The sequence below is a fragment of the Cysteiniphilum sp. GTC20157 genome, from assembly GCF_055396795.1.
The window spans coordinates 115,741-133,443 of record NZ_AP044699.1 but is presented as its reverse complement, the minus strand read 5'-3'; the positions used below and the strand labels follow the sequence as shown (position 1 = coordinate 133,443).

General features: G+C 35.8%; 18 protein-coding genes. 15 read left to right on the top strand and 3 right to left on the bottom strand.

The genetic code is table 11. The features are described 5' to 3' along the window. The first annotated feature begins 109 nt into the window (after window positions 1-109). Together ACZ5V8_RS12070 and ACZ5V8_RS12065 are read left to right on the top strand one after the other, a co-directional pair. Window positions 110-2,011 carry a Dam family site-specific DNA-(adenine-N6)-methyltransferase gene (locus ACZ5V8_RS12070; protein WP_464218803.1) on the top strand — a complete coding sequence of 634 codons (1,902 nt, stop codon included), beginning with the start codon at window positions 110-112 and terminating at the stop codon, window positions 2,009-2,011. Beyond that, window positions 2,011-3,705 carry an AlwI family type II restriction endonuclease gene (locus ACZ5V8_RS12065; RefSeq protein WP_464218802.1) on the top strand — a complete coding sequence of 565 codons (1,695 nt, stop codon included), beginning with the start codon at window positions 2,011-2,013 and terminating at the stop codon, window positions 3,703-3,705. The genes ACZ5V8_RS12070 and ACZ5V8_RS12065 overlap by 1 nt, the downstream gene beginning before the upstream one ends. 193 nt (window positions 3,706-3,898) lie before the next feature. Here ACZ5V8_RS12065 and ACZ5V8_RS12060 read toward each other — a convergent pair whose 3' ends face one another. Then, a complete protein-coding gene (locus tag ACZ5V8_RS12060; protein ID WP_464218801.1) occupies window positions 3,899-4,843 on the bottom strand; it encodes a COG2958 family protein in 945 nt (314 codons plus the stop codon). A 755-nt stretch (window positions 4,844-5,598) separates the two neighbouring features. Between ACZ5V8_RS12060 and ACZ5V8_RS12055 the strand changes: the two genes are divergently transcribed. From ACZ5V8_RS12055 to ACZ5V8_RS12000, 12 genes are all read left to right on the top strand, one after another. Continuing rightward, entirely contained in the window at window positions 5,599-6,552 is a 954-nt protein-coding gene (locus tag ACZ5V8_RS12055; protein WP_464218800.1) for a recombination-associated protein RdgC, read from the top strand. Between the two features lie 9 nt (window positions 6,553-6,561). Next, window positions 6,562-7,077, top strand: coding sequence for an HD domain-containing protein (locus tag ACZ5V8_RS12050; RefSeq protein ID WP_464218799.1), 516 nt, complete (start codon window positions 6,562-6,564; stop codon window positions 7,075-7,077). 3 nt (window positions 7,078-7,080) lie between these two features. Continuing rightward, window positions 7,081-7,737, top strand: coding sequence for an ATP-binding protein (locus tag ACZ5V8_RS12045; RefSeq protein ID WP_464218798.1), 657 nt, complete (start codon window positions 7,081-7,083; stop codon window positions 7,735-7,737). Window positions 7,738-7,751: 14 nt separating this feature from the next. Then, the gene (locus ACZ5V8_RS12040) at window positions 7,752-8,327 is read left to right on the top strand and encodes a DNA-binding protein (RefSeq protein WP_464218797.1); all 576 of its coding nucleotides are present in this window, start codon (window positions 7,752-7,754) and stop codon (window positions 8,325-8,327) included. Between the two features lie 36 nt (window positions 8,328-8,363). Next, the gene (locus ACZ5V8_RS12035) at window positions 8,364-8,609 is read left to right on the top strand and encodes a hypothetical protein (protein ID WP_464218796.1); all 246 of its coding nucleotides are present in this window, start codon (window positions 8,364-8,366) and stop codon (window positions 8,607-8,609) included. Continuing rightward, window positions 8,602-8,919, top strand: coding sequence for a hypothetical protein (locus ACZ5V8_RS12030; RefSeq protein ID WP_464218795.1), 318 nt, complete (start codon window positions 8,602-8,604; stop codon window positions 8,917-8,919). Before ACZ5V8_RS12035 ends, ACZ5V8_RS12030 begins: the two co-directional genes overlap by 8 nt. Window positions 8,920-8,921: 2 nt before the next feature. Next, window positions 8,922-9,239: a hypothetical protein gene (locus ACZ5V8_RS12025; protein ID WP_464218794.1), complete on the top strand. Its 318-nt coding sequence runs from the start codon at window positions 8,922-8,924 to the stop codon at window positions 9,237-9,239. 113 nt (window positions 9,240-9,352) lie between these two features. Next, a complete protein-coding gene (locus ACZ5V8_RS12020; protein ID WP_464218793.1) occupies window positions 9,353-9,613 on the top strand; it encodes a hypothetical protein in 261 nt (86 codons plus the stop codon). Then, window positions 9,591-10,079 carry a hypothetical protein gene (locus ACZ5V8_RS12015; protein ID WP_464218792.1) on the top strand — a complete coding sequence of 163 codons (489 nt, stop codon included), beginning with the start codon at window positions 9,591-9,593 and terminating at the stop codon, window positions 10,077-10,079. The genes ACZ5V8_RS12020 and ACZ5V8_RS12015 overlap by 23 nt, the downstream gene beginning before the upstream one ends. Next, window positions 10,072-11,100 (top strand): site-specific integrase, encoded by a 1,029-nt coding sequence (locus ACZ5V8_RS12010; RefSeq protein WP_464218791.1) that lies wholly within the window; start codon window positions 10,072-10,074, stop codon window positions 11,098-11,100. Before ACZ5V8_RS12015 ends, ACZ5V8_RS12010 begins: the two co-directional genes overlap by 8 nt. Continuing rightward, window positions 11,087-11,509 (top strand): hypothetical protein, encoded by a 423-nt coding sequence (locus ACZ5V8_RS12005; protein WP_464218790.1) that lies wholly within the window; start codon window positions 11,087-11,089, stop codon window positions 11,507-11,509. The genes ACZ5V8_RS12010 and ACZ5V8_RS12005 overlap by 14 nt, the downstream gene beginning before the upstream one ends. Window positions 11,510-12,097: 588 nt before the next feature. Beyond that, a complete protein-coding gene (locus ACZ5V8_RS12000; RefSeq protein ID WP_464218789.1) occupies window positions 12,098-12,928 on the top strand; it encodes a class I SAM-dependent methyltransferase in 831 nt (276 codons plus the stop codon). A 272-nt stretch (window positions 12,929-13,200) separates the two neighbouring features. Here the strand turns inward: ACZ5V8_RS12000 and ltrA are convergent, their stop codons facing one another. After that, entirely contained in the window at window positions 13,201-14,544 is a 1,344-nt protein-coding gene (gene ltrA, locus ACZ5V8_RS11995) for a group II intron reverse transcriptase/maturase (protein ID WP_464218788.1), read from the bottom strand. 604 nt (window positions 14,545-15,148) lie between these two features. Between ltrA and ACZ5V8_RS11990 the strand changes: the two genes are divergently transcribed. Continuing rightward, window positions 15,149-16,333 (top strand): hypothetical protein, encoded by a 1,185-nt coding sequence (locus tag ACZ5V8_RS11990; protein ID WP_464218787.1) that lies wholly within the window; start codon window positions 15,149-15,151, stop codon window positions 16,331-16,333. On the opposite strand, the gene ACZ5V8_RS11985 is transcribed toward ACZ5V8_RS11990, so the two are convergent. Beyond that, entirely contained in the window at window positions 16,289-17,680 is a 1,392-nt protein-coding gene (locus tag ACZ5V8_RS11985) for an NAD(P)-binding domain-containing protein (protein ID WP_464218786.1), read from the bottom strand. The genes ACZ5V8_RS11990 and ACZ5V8_RS11985 overlap by 45 nt on opposite strands. Between the last annotated feature and the right edge of the window lie 23 nt (window positions 17,681-17,703).

Genomic DNA, 17,703 nt, shown 5'->3' with positions numbered 1-17,703 from the left:
AACACTTCGGCATGGATTGAAAACAAAGAACAAAAAGTCTCCGATCAAGATTCAGATTATGCTAAAATCAATATTAACAAATTTTATTAACATTTTTGGCTAAAAATAAATGCAAGCAGTTTCTTATAACTTAAATGAAATTCAAATAAAAAAATGTAAACCACTTTTAAAGTGGGCTGGTGGTAAATCACAATTATTAAATGAGTTAAATAGCTGCTTACCTAAAAAATATAATAAGTATATAGAACCATTTTTTGGTGGTGGAGCATTATTCTTTAATTTAAAACCTGAAGAAGCTATTATTTCTGATTTAAATCCAGAGTTAATAAATTTATATACGCAAGTTGCAAACAATCTAGAAAATGTTATAGAACACTTAAAACATTATAACAATTCAGAAAAGTGTTTTTATGAAATAAGAGCAAAAGACACAAATAAACTTGCTCAATCAGAAATGGCAGCAAGAACAATTTTTTTAAATAAAACCTGCTTTAATGGTCTTTACCGAGTTAATAGAAATGGAGAATTCAACGTACCCTATGGAAAATATAAAAATCCAAAAATCATAGATTATGAGAATTTGTATGCTGCATCTGTATTACTCCAAAAAGCCAATATTATACATGGTGACTATAAAAAAATATTATCTACATATGCAGAGCCTGGCGATTTAATTTTTTTAGATCCACCATACCTACCAATTTCAGACTATGCTGACTTTAAGAGGTATACTAAAGAACAATTTTATGAAGAAGATCATATTGAATTAGCCCAGGAAATACATCGTTTACACGATTTAGGCTGTTATATAATCTTGACTAATTCAAATCATCCTCTAGTACATGAGTTATTTGGAAAATTTAAAATTGATGTATACAGAACAAAGCGTCATATATCTTGCAAAGGTGGGAAAAGAACTGGCGAAGATGTTATTGTAAATATATCCCCTAAGCACAAAATCAACCTCTCTTTAGTGCCGGAATCTCTACCTAAACAAGTGGATCTATACCCCGCCACAAGATATATGGGCTCAAAAAATAAGCTGTTACAACAAATCATGACCATAGCAAGTAACTTTGAATATGAGAGTGTTCTTGATTTGTTTTCTGGCTCTGGAATTGTAAGTTACATGTTTAAAGCTCAAGGTAAAAAAGTTATCAGTAATGATTATATGACTTTCTCGTCATTATTTTCAAAAGCAATGGTTGAAAATAATAGCATCACTTTGTCTAGCAAAGACATTGAAGCCCTGCTGTCTCAAAATACAGATAGTGACTACTTTGTCCAAAATAAGTTTAAAGATCTATATTTTGATGATGAAGAAAATGCCCTCATTGACCATATAAGAGCAAACATCAAACGGCTAAGTAATGGTACAAAACGTGCTATTGCTACCACAGCATTGGTTCGCGCTTGCTTTAAAAAAAGACCGAGGGGCATCTTCACTTATGTGGGTTATCGTTATAATGACGGAAGGAAAGACTTGAAACTTTCTTTAAAGGAGCATTTCCTAAATGCTATAGACCAAATTAATGCAGCAATATTTAATAATGGCAAATTGAATAAATCAAAGAATTTAGACGCGATGTCTATCAATACGAAAGCTGATTTAGTCTACATTGACCCTCCTTATTATTCTTTGCACTCGGATAATGAATATGTAAGACGCTATCACTTTGTCGAGGGCATAGCAAGGGACTGGAAAGGTGTCGAAATTCAAGAGCATACTAAAACAAAAAAATTTAAATCTTACCCCACACCTTTTTCTTCTAGAACTGGAGCGAATGAGGCCTTTGAAAAATTATTCAAAAAACACAGGTCTAGTATTCTATTAGTTTCATATTCATCGAATAGCTTACCAACCCTAGATGAGATGGTTTCTTTATTATCGAAATATAAAAGTCATGTTGAGGTTGTTCCTGTTGAACATAAATACTCAATTGGTAATCAAGGACACAAAAAAAACAATAATAATAACTCAGTGAAAGAATATATATTCGTAGGTTACTGATGAAAGCTTGGCATTTTGGCAATACAACAGTTCGCTCAGCCTTACGTTTAAGGGATGGGCTTATTACCATTAGTAATTACAAATTAGAGGGAAATATAAGAGGAGTTGACGGAGACTCTAAATTAAGAAGTTGTTTAGGCGAATCAGGTTTAGTTACACTTGGAAGCGATCAAACCAATAGCGTTGGTCGAAAATGGCGCTCAGCAATGGAGAAAATGGGTTTCTTAATTCCAAGACTGCCATCAAAGCATTCAGATGTTCAAGAGCATATCGGTCCCCCAGACTTTATATCTAAAAATGGACATACTCTTATAAACTCAGATAATCTTCAAACATGGCAGGAATGCTATCTCAGAGCCTTATCTGCATATCGCATTGCTAATGACAGAAGTGAAATTGACTTCTCGCCATTCTCTTTTGTGCTCAAAGTTATGCTAATACTTAAAATGAAAACGGGAACCAGCAGGCTTAATAAAGATGAAATGGCGCTTTTTGTTGAGCTAGCCTGGTATAATGAAGATGCTAGTCATATTGCAGAGAACATTATTCTTTTTAGAGAGGAGATTAATAAGCTTGACACTAGAGAAAAAGAACAATTCTTAGCTAAGAACTATCTGGAAACTAACCTTAAACCTAGTACATTAAAAAATGATTACGCAGATACAAACTTTAGATATTTAAAATCAACAGGCTTATTTAAATCTTCAAGAACTAGCATTCTAATTGATGAAGATAAGCTATCAATAGCAACTGAAATTAGCGAACATTTCTGGATGCCTCAAAGTTTAAATGAATATTATAAGGGGCTATGCGATGGGGCTCCATTGCCTACAGATAATTTTAATGTAGCAAAAAATACAGCATTAAGTTTTTCTAAAAAGCTTAATGCGTATGGTATCGAAACTTCAGAGGAAGAATTAAACTCGATAATTGATGTTGCTCAAATTAATGCTAAAAGATATGAATTTGAAGAGAGGTTGTTTCAAATAAGAGAGGTAGAGTTTGCATCTCAACAAGCTGAATTAATGGATGAGATTATAGCATATATTAATTTATTGCTAGAAAATAAAAATTCTACGACTCTCGAAAATGGGGATGAACTAGAAATACCCAAAGCCGATAGACCAGCTTATTTTGAATGGATAGTGTGGCGTGCATTTCTTGCAATTAATTCTATTATTAATCCACCTTGGGAATCAAGGAACTTTAAAATTGATCCAGATTTTAAACCCATATCACATGCAGCAAGTGGAACATCAGATTTAATATTTGAATTTGATGATTTTGTGCTCGTTGTCGAAGTAACATTAACGCAATCTTCAAGACAAGAAGCCGCAGAAGGTGAACCTGTCCGACGCCATGTTGCAAAATTTTCTCAAAAATATGCAAATTCAAAAAAAGAAGTTTATGGCTTATTTTTAGCTATAACAATTGACACAAATACAGCTAATACGTTTAGATTAGGTGAATGGTATCTGCCAGATGACAAACAAATTAATGTACATATTGTACCCGTGAGACTAGATGACTTTAAATATTTTCTTGAGTCAGGAAAGTCAAACCCTAGCAGCTTGTTAAATATTCTACAGAACATAATCATAAAATGCAGATTGAATAGCGGAAGACCTGCTCCAGATTGGAAAAAAGCAATTTCAGAACAATTTAGGTTAGCAGTAGTAAAAACTAACTACTAAACTAATTGCCTATATGCATATCCTGTATAAAATAGATACTCACAGGCTGAGCCCGTGGTACTTTAGAGGCAGAGCCGCTGCACAACTTCGTTATGCGGTTAACGCTCCACGTTGTGAAGCGATCAAAATTAAATTGAGTATTTAATTTTGGCACTCACATTAACCTACAGGTATCACCCGTGGTGCTCTGTCTTCAACCGCATAGTTCCCAATCAATTCTTCTTATCTCACCTGTTTGATAAAATTGACGAACAAGTTTTACGTATTCCAGAAAATCTTTATTTTCTAAAGTTAGTCTATTAACCGTATTCCAATCAACATCCGCTCTCTCTTTGGCAGGAATTAGAATTTGACTTTCAGATATATTTTCAACATCAAGGAGAATAAAGCCAATGCCATGTAGACCAGACAACATACGTAGCTCATTCATAGTCTCCGTTCCCTCGATTTCAGTAGCAACTAAATATCCAAAATTAGCCCATGATGAATTACTAACTGTTTGAAAAAAAGATTCACGTAAATTTGATCGATTAATCTTGATTTTAACTTCAAATGACCACAGCTTTGTTTTCTTAACTCCATACTGCTGTATGCAATCCTTGATTTCATTATGCCAGTCAGCACTTAAGTCTTCAATGCCAACAACATCAGGGTGAAGCCATATATTGCCTCGATGCCCTTTAGTATTACTTGAGCGCTTTTCATCAATACGTTTACTATAAATATCCATTTCTAATAATATGAATTTAGATAATATTGGATATAAATCAGGCTCTTTAAGAGTGTAACTATCAGTTTGCGCTCCTAAAACAGTATCATCTTGCTCAACATAGTCAACTTCCGCTTTATCAGATGCTGTTGTAAAATAATACCTACGCGGTCGCCCTTCAGTTGTTTTAATCTTAGGGTGTTTTTTCTGGATACGAGGTCGCCGCGCCCCAATCTCGGCAGTAATTTGTCGCAGGATGTCATCTCTACCATCTAAAGTCTTTACAGTTGCAGTTGAACGCTTTTGTTTTAGCAAACATTCATCTGGATATGTTGCTAAAATCCAATTAGAAATTTCTTTAGCGGTAAATTTCTTGTCTTGATTATTCATTAGGAATTCAACAACTTTTTCAGATAAACTCGACGCCATTATTTAAGCTCAATTTTTTAGGCAATATTATAACATAACGCATGTCCTAATTTAACACTGTTCATGACTACCGATCAATACTTAGATGCACAAAAAAATCTTATCCGTTTTGCGACAGTAAGCATGGGGAAAGCCTGCCAACCACCAGAATACAGGGCGTTGCCATTTGTTTTACTATTGCGACATTATGCGACATGCATTTTTTAATATTGCAATATATCCTACATTTAAAGCATTTATACAATTTCATCTGTCACATGAATACTCTGACTACTATTACATTATTTGCGACATTTATTAGTTAATGTTTATAATACATTCTATTTTATGTGATTAGCCCGCTAAAATCTTAGCACCTAAGATTTGAATTTCACTGCCGAATTGAATTTAAGTACAGAGAAGTATCATTCTCTTGACTAAATAGAATAAATGTAACAAAACGAAATTTGACAAATTTTGACCATTTGACTGAAAAATGGGCGCTCATAAATTGCGATAATAAGGATTTCTTAAGCATAGTAATGCATTTGTTTGCCAAAAGCATAAAATCTGCATGGTGAGCTTTAAAATCCGAAAATAGTGAAATTAATTAAAAATAGCTGAATTCAGCGACAGTAAAATGCAGTCTATAGAAATATATGCCTTGTTGCCAATAAACTCATCCGATGACTTGATTTAAATATAAATAATATCTTGAAATATCGATACTGATATTTTATGATATTAACAACACAGCAAATAAGGAGTATTATGCAATGTGGTTTAAAAATATAGCACTATTTGAATTTATCGAGCCGTTTGATTTATCATTTGAAATGGTTGAAAAAAGCCTGGAAGAACATCGGTTTAGCCCATGCTCACCGTCTCAACCAATTTCAACGGGATGGATTTCACCCGTATCCAAAGATTCACCGATTGCCTATGAAGCCAATGGCTTTATTATGCTGGCTTTTCAAATTCAGGAAAAGATTGTACCTGCAACGGTAATTAAAGAAATCCTCGATGAAAAAGTCGAAGAAATTGAATTGCGCGAATCGAGAAAAGTTAAAAAGAAAGAAAAAGACACCTTAAAGGAAGAGATTCACCAAAGCCTGTTACCACGCGCCTTTACACGTGATACTGTCATACACGCTTATATTGACACTGCGAATGGCTGGCTTGTTGTTAATGCTTCTTCAAGCAAAAAAGCAGAAGTCTTAACCGTTAATTTACGTAAAACACTGGGCAGCTTAAAAATAAGAATGCCTGATTTAATACCCGTCTCTATGCTACTGACTCACTGGATAAAAACCAATGAATATCCGCAAGAGTTAACCATAGAAGATCAGTGTGTATTACAGGATAACAACAATGATGGCGGTGTTATTCGTTGTCAGCGACAAAATTTATTTACCGATGATATTATCTCTTTGATTGACTCAGGCAGAGAGGTCACACAATTAGCACTATCATGGCAAGATGAACTATCTTTTGTGATTAATGATGAGTTTATGATTAAGTCGCTTAAGTTTCTAGAGCTGGTCCAGGATAAGGCTAACGACATTGTCACTGAATCTGAGATAGAACGCTTCGATGCTGATTTTGTCATTATGACAGAAACGCTACGTCATTTTATAGAATTCATGATGGGTGTGTTTAACAAAAAAGCAGAAACAACAGAAGCAAAAGAAGCAAGAGAAACCGAAGAAGTCTTAACAATTAAAAGTTAGAGAAATAAAATGAGTAAGCAGGTAGCAAAGGCAGATAGCTTTGCAGCATCAAAACATAACGGACAGCTAAGAAAGTATACGGGAGAGCCTTATATTGTTCATCCTCGTGCTGTAAAAGCGCTTGTAAGTCAGGTTGATCATACCGAAGAAATGCTGATTGCTGCATTGCTACATGACACTGTGGAAGATACTGATACAACGTTATCAGAAATAGAAGCTAGTTTTGGAAAAGAAGTTGCTGAACTTGTCTATTGGCTAACTGATGTAAGTCAGCCAGATGACGGCAATAGAGCTAAAAGAAAGGCGCTCGATAGGGATCACATAACAAAGGCTCCGCCAGCTGCTAAAACAATCAAAATAGCGGATCTAATTGATAACTCTAAATCGATTTTTCAGTATGATAAACAATTTGGTAAAGTTTACTTTAAAGAAAAGATATTATTACTGGAAGTCTTAAAAGAAGGTGATCAAACCTTACTAGATATGGCGCATCAGATTATTGCTGATCAGCATTGGGGCTGTTGAAATATGAAAGATCAGATAAAAACAGGTGAGCCTAATACTGGCGCGATCATACATGCCTTAAAACAAATCTCTCATGGAATACAGTCTAATATTCAGGCAGAGCTAAAAAGTTACTACAAAAACCCTGACAAAGTAGCAATACAAGACTTGATTACAGAGTTTGAATATACCTTATTTCACCTGTCTGAAATGAAAGAATTAATTAACGATATTACTTCAAATAACTGGGATGCTAAAACCTTTGCAGTAAACAAAGATATCTACGAATTTATTGAAAGCTACCTTAATAATGCGCCTCTGCATAATTTATCTGTGAAATTGCAAAATTGCTCTACCCGTATTTGTATTTTTAGACCGCTAGAAATGCAAATGCTTATTAATAACATTAGACATAATGCAATTAAAGCCGGTGCGACTGAGATTTTAATACGATGTGAAGAAAACAAAATATCATTTATTGATAATGGACACGGATTTGATTTCAGTCAATTAAGTAAAAATGATTACTTCAAAAAAGGTATTTCAACATCACACAGTACAGGTATAGGACTTGATCAATGTGTCCAAATAGCGCAAAAATTAAAAGCAAACTTCAGCATTGATAATAGGAATGATAATAGCAAAGGAGCTGTTGTTACACTGAGTTTTCAAGATAAATGAACGGGTACTGAAACATGCCAGATAAAATAGGAAAAAGAGCAAAGCGTGATAATCTGAGTTTTGATGAAGTCGCTCAGGTATGCGAAAAATTAATGACAGATGGTGAAAAAGTCACCGTGCGCAATGTGCTTGCAGTGACAGGTGGCGGATTTGCAACCGTTTCTGATTTCATCAAACAGTGGCAGGAGCAACAGGTGGTCTCTGATGCTACAGACTTACCTAAAACACTTATTACCGCATTAAAGACGGCATATAAAAGTATGTTAAGCGAACAGGAAGCAAGCTATCAACAAAAGCTAAATCTCGAGGCACAACATACACGGGAAGCGCTCGATCAGGTAACATTGCTTGAAAAAACGACCGCTGAACTGCAAAATGAACTGGAAAAATGCCAACATGCCACCACCTCAAAGATCATGGCACTTGAAAAAGAACTCAGTATTAGTGCTTTAAGACTGGAAGACAGCCATAAGCGTGAACAAAAAATAGCTGATGAACTGAGTAAGATACGTCAGAAATTGCATGATGTTGAAATTCAGATGGCAGTGTTGAAAACAAAAAGACAAAAAGATAAAAAAACCGAAAGCTAATACATATTATTGGACTTTCACAAAAGGATAAATACCTTGATTTTTAATGAACCAAAAAATAAAACCGGCAAGCCAATGCTGGGTGTTCAGGTTAGCTACTTTGCTAACAACAGAGCGGCAAGCCGCTGGTTTTTAAATGGTGAGGGTGCGCCATTAACTAAAATCTCTAGCCTTTTAGGTTACACTAGCGTAAGCCAGTTTAAGTTGGCTATATCCCAACATGGTTTAGCGCTACTGATGATGAAGGGTCTAGATAAATTGAGGTCGTCGAATAATGGCTAATCAATATTCTAATGATTCATTTAAAGCGGTTGTTGAGTCCAAATACAATTTACCATTGAATGAAGTTCTATATAATTTTCAGGTGCAAGGCAAATCCTACAAAGAAGTTTGTCAAGAAACTGGTTTCAAGGAAACGACTGTTAGAAAATACACAAGAAGATATGGTTACCCGTTAAACACCAAACTTGATCAAGAACCGTATAATGCACAAGCTGCAATGTCATCGATTTACAGTCAACTTAGAAGTCAAGAGCTTAATCGAATCAATGTATTGTCTAGATCGTGGAGCCATAAGAGAAAGGTGCTGTAAGGATGTTAAAATTTAATTGGCGCAAATCAAAAGAAAATGCAGACAAGCTTAGATTGGGTGCCACGGTTAGAGTTAAATGTGGCACTGAAGATCCTGACTATAAAGGTTTGGATATCTCTGACTACACAGGGACAATCAAGCAAATAGATGATGAAAACAATTTGATTTTAATTGAGCTTGACTCAGTTACATTAGAAAAAATAGATAAGAACTTTATTCGCAAACTAACAGAAGATGGCTTTGATTATCGAGAAATATGGCTAGAAAAAGATGAGGTTATTGAAGTAAAAGGCATTAATGAGGATAACGATGAAAAATAACCGTATGAGCAATGATAGCTACCTAGGCATTCTCAAGAAAATAATGCGCCAAAAATTAGGCGCAATCAAACAGGATAGAAACAACAAAACAAGCAAACACAATAGAAGAAAAAATGAATCTACACACAAACACACAAAAACTAAAAAAAGCACAAGCAAAGAATAAACCCATTTATTTACTCTATGATAATTATCAAGAGATCCATGGCACTGTGAACGACGTCGGTAATGTGTTTGTTCATATTCTTTCAACAAAGGACAATACTCGATCATTGATCCCTCTTGAAATTGAGAAAATCCATCAGATCAGTTTAAGATCTAAGTCAACTACGCCCAAAGGTGATGACCCAGATGAACATTGTCAGCCCCAATGAAGTATTTACAGCCAACCATCTGGCAATTTATACACGCTGTTATCAAGAATATAAAAAAGTGCTTGATCAATATTACCTGAATGCAAATGTACACTGCTACGTCAATAAAGACAATAAGCCCGTTTACTTCTGTGTTGATATCTCTGGCGCAAGCTTTGAAATGACACTGTTCGAGTCACTTTCCTTGGCTGAATTTTATGGCAAACTTAAATTACTCATGGAATTCAGAGAGTACTCAGGTGACGCAGTGGATGATATGACAGAACATCTTGATTGGCTTATCCAGAATAATATTCAATTTAACACTATTAAAGATGATATCGGGCAGATGTGGCGCTTTCTTTCAACAGGCGATTCGCACTTTGGTAAAGCGGATATGCCCGATATGTACAGACGTATCTATCGCATGGTCGATAACAGTATTCTTGCTGGTGCAAAAAACGAAGATGATAATAGTCATGGATAAAATGCCTGACTTGATTCTTGGTCATGATCTTGAAGAAACTGCTCATGAAGAGCTTAAGCATGCTTATGATAAGGGCTTAGAACTTGAGCAGAAATCACGTGCCAGCAATACTATAAAGCGCTACCAATCAGCATTTAAAGTACTGCAGAGCTATTGTGATGGCTTTAAGGTGACATCAATGCCACTTACCCCAGAAATTGCCTATGCCTTTTTCGTCTATCTGCATGACCAGAGTTATAGCTGGTCAACAATTGCCGTTATTAAAGCATCAATAGACTATCACCATAAAACACAGGGACACCTGTCGCCTTTAGCACACCCAAGAATAGACACACTGCTCCAGGGTATTCAGCGCGACATCAGCAAAAATCAAAATGCATCTGATCCAGTTACCTATGATATGCTCATTAAAATTATTGACCGTATCAATGCTAATGATCTCTTAAGTGTACGCGATCGAGCACTTTTGCTTGTTGGTTTCGCGGGCGGATTTCGTGCCTCTGAGCTTCTGGCACTGAAGAATGAGGACGTAAATTTCAATGATGCTCATGGCATGATTGTCACCATAAGACAGTCTAAAACAGATCAACTGGCTAAGGGTCATGAGGTTGCAATTCCATTTAATTCAAAATCGACCCGACATTGCCCAGTTAAAGCATTGCAGCATTGGCTAGAGGCGATTGGTCTGACAGATCAAGAATATATTTTTAAGTCACTGCACAAAGGTGGTTGCAAAGTCAGAAATGAGCAGCTCTCTTATGAAGGGTTTTATCGACTATTTAAAAAGAGATGTCAACAGGCTGATCTTAATACAACTAACCTCTCACCGCATGGATTACGCTCGGGCTTTAACACCAGTGCTGCACTAGCAGGTGCCGATCTGGTCAAAATGCGTGAAATTACCAATCAGTCGCTTAACACACAACAGCGCTACATCAAAAAAGTTAATCTTTTTGAGAACAATGCTAACAGAAATATTTATCAATATTTTTACAAAGGAATCAACAATGAAACAAAATAGATGGTTATCCATATTTCTACTAATAGTAACGACATTTGCGCTTTCAAGCTGTGGGACAACTCCCATAGCTATAGACCAAGCTAGCGCGATCAAGGCGTTATTAGACGACACATATGCACCAAATGGAAAAAATGAAATAACAATAGTACGTGACAAAGGATTTTTTGGTGGTGGCTGTTCAATCTTAATCAGTGTTAATGGAAATAAACTTGCTTATCTTAACGCTGGCGAAAAAACTACGTTCTCCCTACCATCGGGACAAAGTTTAATCTCTGCTAAAAAATCATCACTCTGCGGTGGTGATTACCGTAGTGTGAACATTGATACAAATACCAACCATGTAAAAGTCTATGACATTGGTTTTGGAACCAATGGCGATTTTTATATTCAGCCATACATTAAACCATAAGATAAAGTCATTATTTCCATATTCACTATTCACTCCGATCGAATCCACTTGGTAAGCTATCTAAATTAAAAGATAATCAAACAACAGCAAGTGAAAACTAGGGAGTCCCAAAATGATTATAAATACTTTAATATCAAATTATTTTTTAGTATTAATGTGCACAATACCAGTTCCTTTGATGCTTTACAGAATATTTTATTATATTGAAAATAATGTTATTCGTTTAAGCATTGACTTGATAATAGCTGTTGCCATTCTCTTAGCTATGTTAAGTGTAGCAGCATATTATGCATATAGTTAGGATCTGGAGTGAATACATCAGTAAACTGGCCATATTTAAATGAATGCACCATAACAAATTTGCGTTCAATATGCACATATGCATTTTAGAGTGACTCGCTCATTAACTCCCACCAATGTAAGCCATTTATTATACATAATGCATAGCCTTAAACTGAATTGATGTGGGCAGCATATTAGGATAATATCGAACTTAAACAATAATTATACAATCTAGTGGTAAGACATATGAATGCACTTGAAGACATAAATCTAATAAAGCTAAACCTGCACGATATAACACTGCTTATGAGGACTTTTAATGAGCTTGGGTTATATCAGTCTGGGAATACCTTAGCAAATGAATTTGCAGCAAGACTAATTGAATATACCAGAACGAACTGGTCATTAATTAAATTATATTTTAGTGATGAAGCAAGTTTAACTGAAGTCTGTCATGAATTTATTAAAACATGCCAGAACCACAAAGAACTACTTGCGCCACAAGATATATTGGCTTGCTGGGATTATCATAATGTGATTACCAATCAATCTATATTAAATGCGATTGAGCCTCTATGTCTTGAAAAAAAGGATGTCAATATTTTTAGTTATGGGATTGGTAATGGAGAATATGAACTATCATTAAAATCATTCTTAGAGGAAAAATATTCAATCAATGTTGGCGTTTATGGATATGACCCCTATCCTGATATTAAATCAAATAGCATATGCTATGTAACTCCTGAAGAGAGTGAGCAAGCATCCTATGATATTATCATTGCTCGATGGGTATTACATCATGTCGAAGATAACTGCCGCTGGAGTGAGTTTTCATCTTTCCTTCGATGCTTATCTCAGCATGGAAGAGCAATTATTATCGAGCATGGATATACTGAGAAGCCACCAGCTACTCTGCATGAGAAGTTTCTGGCATTCCTAAATGCAACGTATGATGTCATCACCAATTATCACTTACGACCATCGGGATTTATTAATCATAACCAAAATGATCATTCTTTTTATATCAATTATCTGAATAAGGATGATGTTGCAAGAATTAGCAGTGGTTACACTGTTGCAGTTACAATGCCAGGTCCAAAATTCCCACAACAAACAGAAATAGTTATCACAAGATAAAAGCCATTTTTTTGTGCCAGCAAAAAATATTGCTGGCACTACCCCATTTATGATGCGTAAGCCCCCACCATAAATTTCTTAAAACTATTGTTAAACATTCAATTTAACTGCTCCGAATGATATCGAAGCTTTTCGCGCAATAAAATTGCTATATTTGTCGAGTAGACATCTCTGTTTCTCCTTTTATATTTTAAATTTCAAACATAATGTGAGAAAGCAGAATGCCCCTCACAGAACCGTACTTGTAGATTTCCCACATACGGCTCTTCAACTTAACTCACTGAACCTGTTAAAGTATAAAAATCATGTGTTATTCGTGGCTGCGGTAGTGGGTAACGTTCAATATATTTGTTGAACTTCTCCCAACTTAGTTTCCGCTTCTGGCTTCTTCGATTTAACCATTTCTTTGCCAATCTTTTGGCAATTGAGTAATATTTTGCGATTGCAGGAAAATTCCCGCTCACGCCATAGTATTCAAAATGCCCTCTTAGCTTAGCTTTGAGTGTTTTCCACCACTGCCTCGTCGGCAACAAGTTCCTAATAGCCTTGAACCAAGTGTTTAAATCTTTACACTTCGCTCTAAACTTCTTAGCACTTGTTTTCCGCCCCAGTTTAAAGTAACCCTTTCTTGTCTTATCACAATAATGAGTAAAACCTAGGAAATCGAAAGTATTGGCTCTTCGACCTGTATTTGACGCATTGAGCCTCTCGTACCTGCCAAAGCTAATATTTCGACTCTTTTCTGGGTGAAGCTGTAGATCATACTTGTTAAACCTGTTTGAGAGTGCCCGCTCAATTCTGCGTGCATCCTCCTGATACTGCACCAAGCACACAAAATCATCCGCATACCTTACAAGTTTGCAGAATCCTTTGGTATGACTCTTCACCGTATCTTCAAACCATTTATCTAACACATAATGCAAAAATATATTCGCTAACATTGGGCTTAGGATACTTCCTTGGGGTGTACCCTTTTCCGTATCTATTAATACGCCATTATCAACGTAACCTGCTTTTAAAAAACGCTCTATTAGGTGTAGCAAACTAGAATCTTTTACTCGTATCTTTACAAAGCCCATTAGCTTGTCATGTGACACATTATCAAAGAATCCTTTAATATCTGCCTCAACTAGGTGGTTTATCGGTCGTGTCATAATTGCCTTATCGACATCATTAAGCGCCTGATGTGTATTCCTTTCCGGTCTAAACCCATACGAACATCCTAGAAAATCCTGCTCGTATATACTCTGCAGTATCAGCATAACTCCAGTCTCTACAATCTTATTCTCGATTGCTGAGATGCCCAAGGGGCGGCTTTCTCCGTTTCCCTTAGGAATGTATACCCTTCTTGCAGGTAGTGGTTTAAATGACTTATTCTTTAGGCGTATCACCAAGCTCTCAATCTTGTCAGGCAAATGCTTGCCATATTCTTGCCAACTTACTTTATCTATCCCTACCGCCTTGTTTCTATCAAGACCGTGGTAGCAATAGGTGAGAAACTCTGCATCAAGTAAATGAGCTAGGCTCGTAAACTCAAAGGCTCGATTTCCTCGCGCACATTCGGCTATAGAAGATAGCTTCAACAATGTTTTATTCAACTCTGCGTTTGGCATCATTCAAATTATCCTCTTCGTTAAACTGCTAACCCCTTCAAGTGGTCTTAAACCTCAATAGGCATTACCCTATTTACACCTCTACTATGAGCTAGTCCGACTACCTTGCTAAACTTATCTCTAGCTTTTTAGGCTCCAAGATAAGCATTCAGAAATAGCAAGGTTCTCCCAAGTTCCAAAGCAATCAGTTCATCTACCCGCTACGGACTCAGACCCCGACACCTCCACGCATACTTGCCTTTACGTATAGCGCAGTACTGATTTCAGGCACATGAAAGCCTTGATCAGGTGTGACGATGTATATTACGGGGCTCAATACCTTCACTTTCGTTGTGGCTGATAGACCGCCCTTACTACAGCTTCATAATGTTCGTTGCCTTGCATTATGTGTAGTTCGGTTCCAGACTGGTGGCTAACCTTTATCTGGGCTGGATTGTCCAGCTTGATTGCCTTAGCTTTGCTTGGCGCACTCAGTGATTTAACTCCAGATATCAGAGACTTCTCCTGCTGTAAATGCAGGTAAAGTGCGTAAATATATATAAATTCTGATTGTAATTAACTATTATGTCTTATGACTAAACTTTAGCTACAAAAACAAAGATAGATAATGGAATTGAAATCATGCACATGGCAAGATGTTGCCCAATCAGTAAAGCAAGAAAACAAAGAATTATTTGAGGCAATTGAAGACATTGTATCAGCAGATGATGTTTTCTATGAGGGAAGCTATTGCTATGGTGAAAACATTTTACTTAATGGGAGGCTCCAAACTGATGGAATACTAGATGACTTAAACTATGCAAATATCCCCTTGTCAATGATTCTATCAAATAATGCTGAGCTTTATATTGATAATAGCACTCGAACAATCCCCCTAAACTTATTGCATCAGGGTGACATCTTTGGAACGTATGAAATTCTTGACGCACTATGCAACATCCACGCTAAACCACTTTGGTCAATTACTGCTGGAAGTAAAAGCATATTTTGTCTACAGAAGCTAACTGAAGTATCAAGACTCAAAAAACTACAACAGCATTTCCATCTCAAAAATGATATATTTCCGGCAACCTATCATCAGCATTATCACCTATTTAAAGCGATTGCTGAGTCTCAGCCATGGACATGCAAAATCCTGTTTTTCCCTAAATCCATCGTAGATCCCGTCATCAAGCGCAAGCCTTCCCATCATTTATTAGCTGATTTCATCACACAATACTCATGGAGATCAGTAAATTCATCCGTGGAGATGATGAAAAATTCATTACATTGGGAACAGTTATCACTAACATTGTCTCAATATAATATCAAACTGGATCAACAGCACATTGAAACTTTAAAACATTTAATTCAAATTCATAAAGGTAAAGCTCCAGCATTTAGAGTATCTACATCAATGGATGCCCCTATTGATGAAATCAAATATGCATTATCAGAAATCTATCAATGCCGATATCAGCCAGATATAATTTCTCTGGCTGGAACAGCCGAGAGTTCCACTATAAAAAGTGTATATTACTCGTTTTTACACCCAACACTTTTAGATGGTAACGTTGTATTATCTGAAAGTTTAAGAAGCTATTATGCTTTTTGTGAAAAGATTTCCTACACACTTAATTGTATTAACCAGAACAATAAAGATATACCACTGCCCATTAATATATACAGTTCAAAGAAAGATATACATGACAATAAATTAGTCAGACCAAGTCATGAAATTGGCATAGATATTGCTACTGATAATTTATCAAGCTCTAGATTTTTCCGCGCTTGTGCTGAAGTCATTTTTTAGAGTAAGTAATAATTTAAACTCATCACAGTCAAGACTCATACCTTCAGAAAAAGACTTTATACAGTCTAATGATGAAAAAATTTGCTGCACTTCATGGTTAAAGTCATTGCCATGATCATAAGCCAGATATTTTTGTGCTAAGTAATATTGTAATGAGGCATCCGTTGCCAAACTTAAGTTACTTGTTACTTCATCTAAATTTAAATACCTTAGTAAAAAACAGGCTTGAAAAATCGACCCCAACATTAATGCACGTGTAATACATATGTCTTTAATTGGCACAGACTCACTGGCTTGATCAAAGTTGACAGGAAATCCACCTGAAAGAATGGTTATGGTATTACCGTTGTCTGTTTTTAATCTAATATCGTTTTGTAATGGTTTATTGCTATCAACTGATTTCAGAAGTGATTTGAATTCTTTGTCTTCAGAGCTAGCACTAATCAAGAAGATATCATGACATAAGTGTTCTTTAAAATTAAAGTCCATACTAATGTCTTTTCCTGTTGTTCCTATAATGACTTCTGAATTATGAATTAATTCATCCAACGTTGCAGCCAGTGTAACTCTGCTTCTATCTTTCAGTGGTTTGCACTTTTCAGACTCTGTATCAAAAGCGATGACTTCATAGCCATTATTAACAAGATCTCTTGACAAGGCAGCCCCGATATTACCTAACCCTACCACACCATATACCTTGTATTGTGAATAGGGTAGTTTGCTGATTTTTTGCAAAACCGTTTTTACAACTTTATTAACAATTTTAGGCGATTCTAATATTTTTTTAACCGCAGATAATGCGGGCTTTAAAATAGGTATATTCATGTGTTGAGAAGCACTATTGTACAGACCTCCCCTTGTGTGCTCTATCACAATCACATTATATTTATTCTTCAAATAGCGAGGAATTTCCTCTAATGCCCTGCCGCCTTCATCTAAAATAATGATGTTATCAATATTATTTGCATCCTCAATGTCATCTAATGCATATTGCCACATATCTCTAATTGTCTGCTTTATTGCAATAGAAAACTCTCCTGGCTTTACCGTGTGGTTAATGGTGTGAATATTAATACCTTTACCTCTCAAGGTTTGAATAGCAGGAAAATAATCGGAATACAACTTACCAGCAAATCTAATTTGTTCTAGTATTGCACCTGCACACAATAAACCATCAAATAAGCATAACTCCGTTTCCATTAAGTGCTGCACACCAATCACATAAGATCTTGATAAAATATTTTTCAAATAAACTCGACTTGTGTCTGATAGATCATTCACCATATCATCAACCAAATCTACTTGATAAGGTGACATTTTATTTTTAACTTGATTTACAACATACATCGTAACCCCCTGTATTTAAAGAT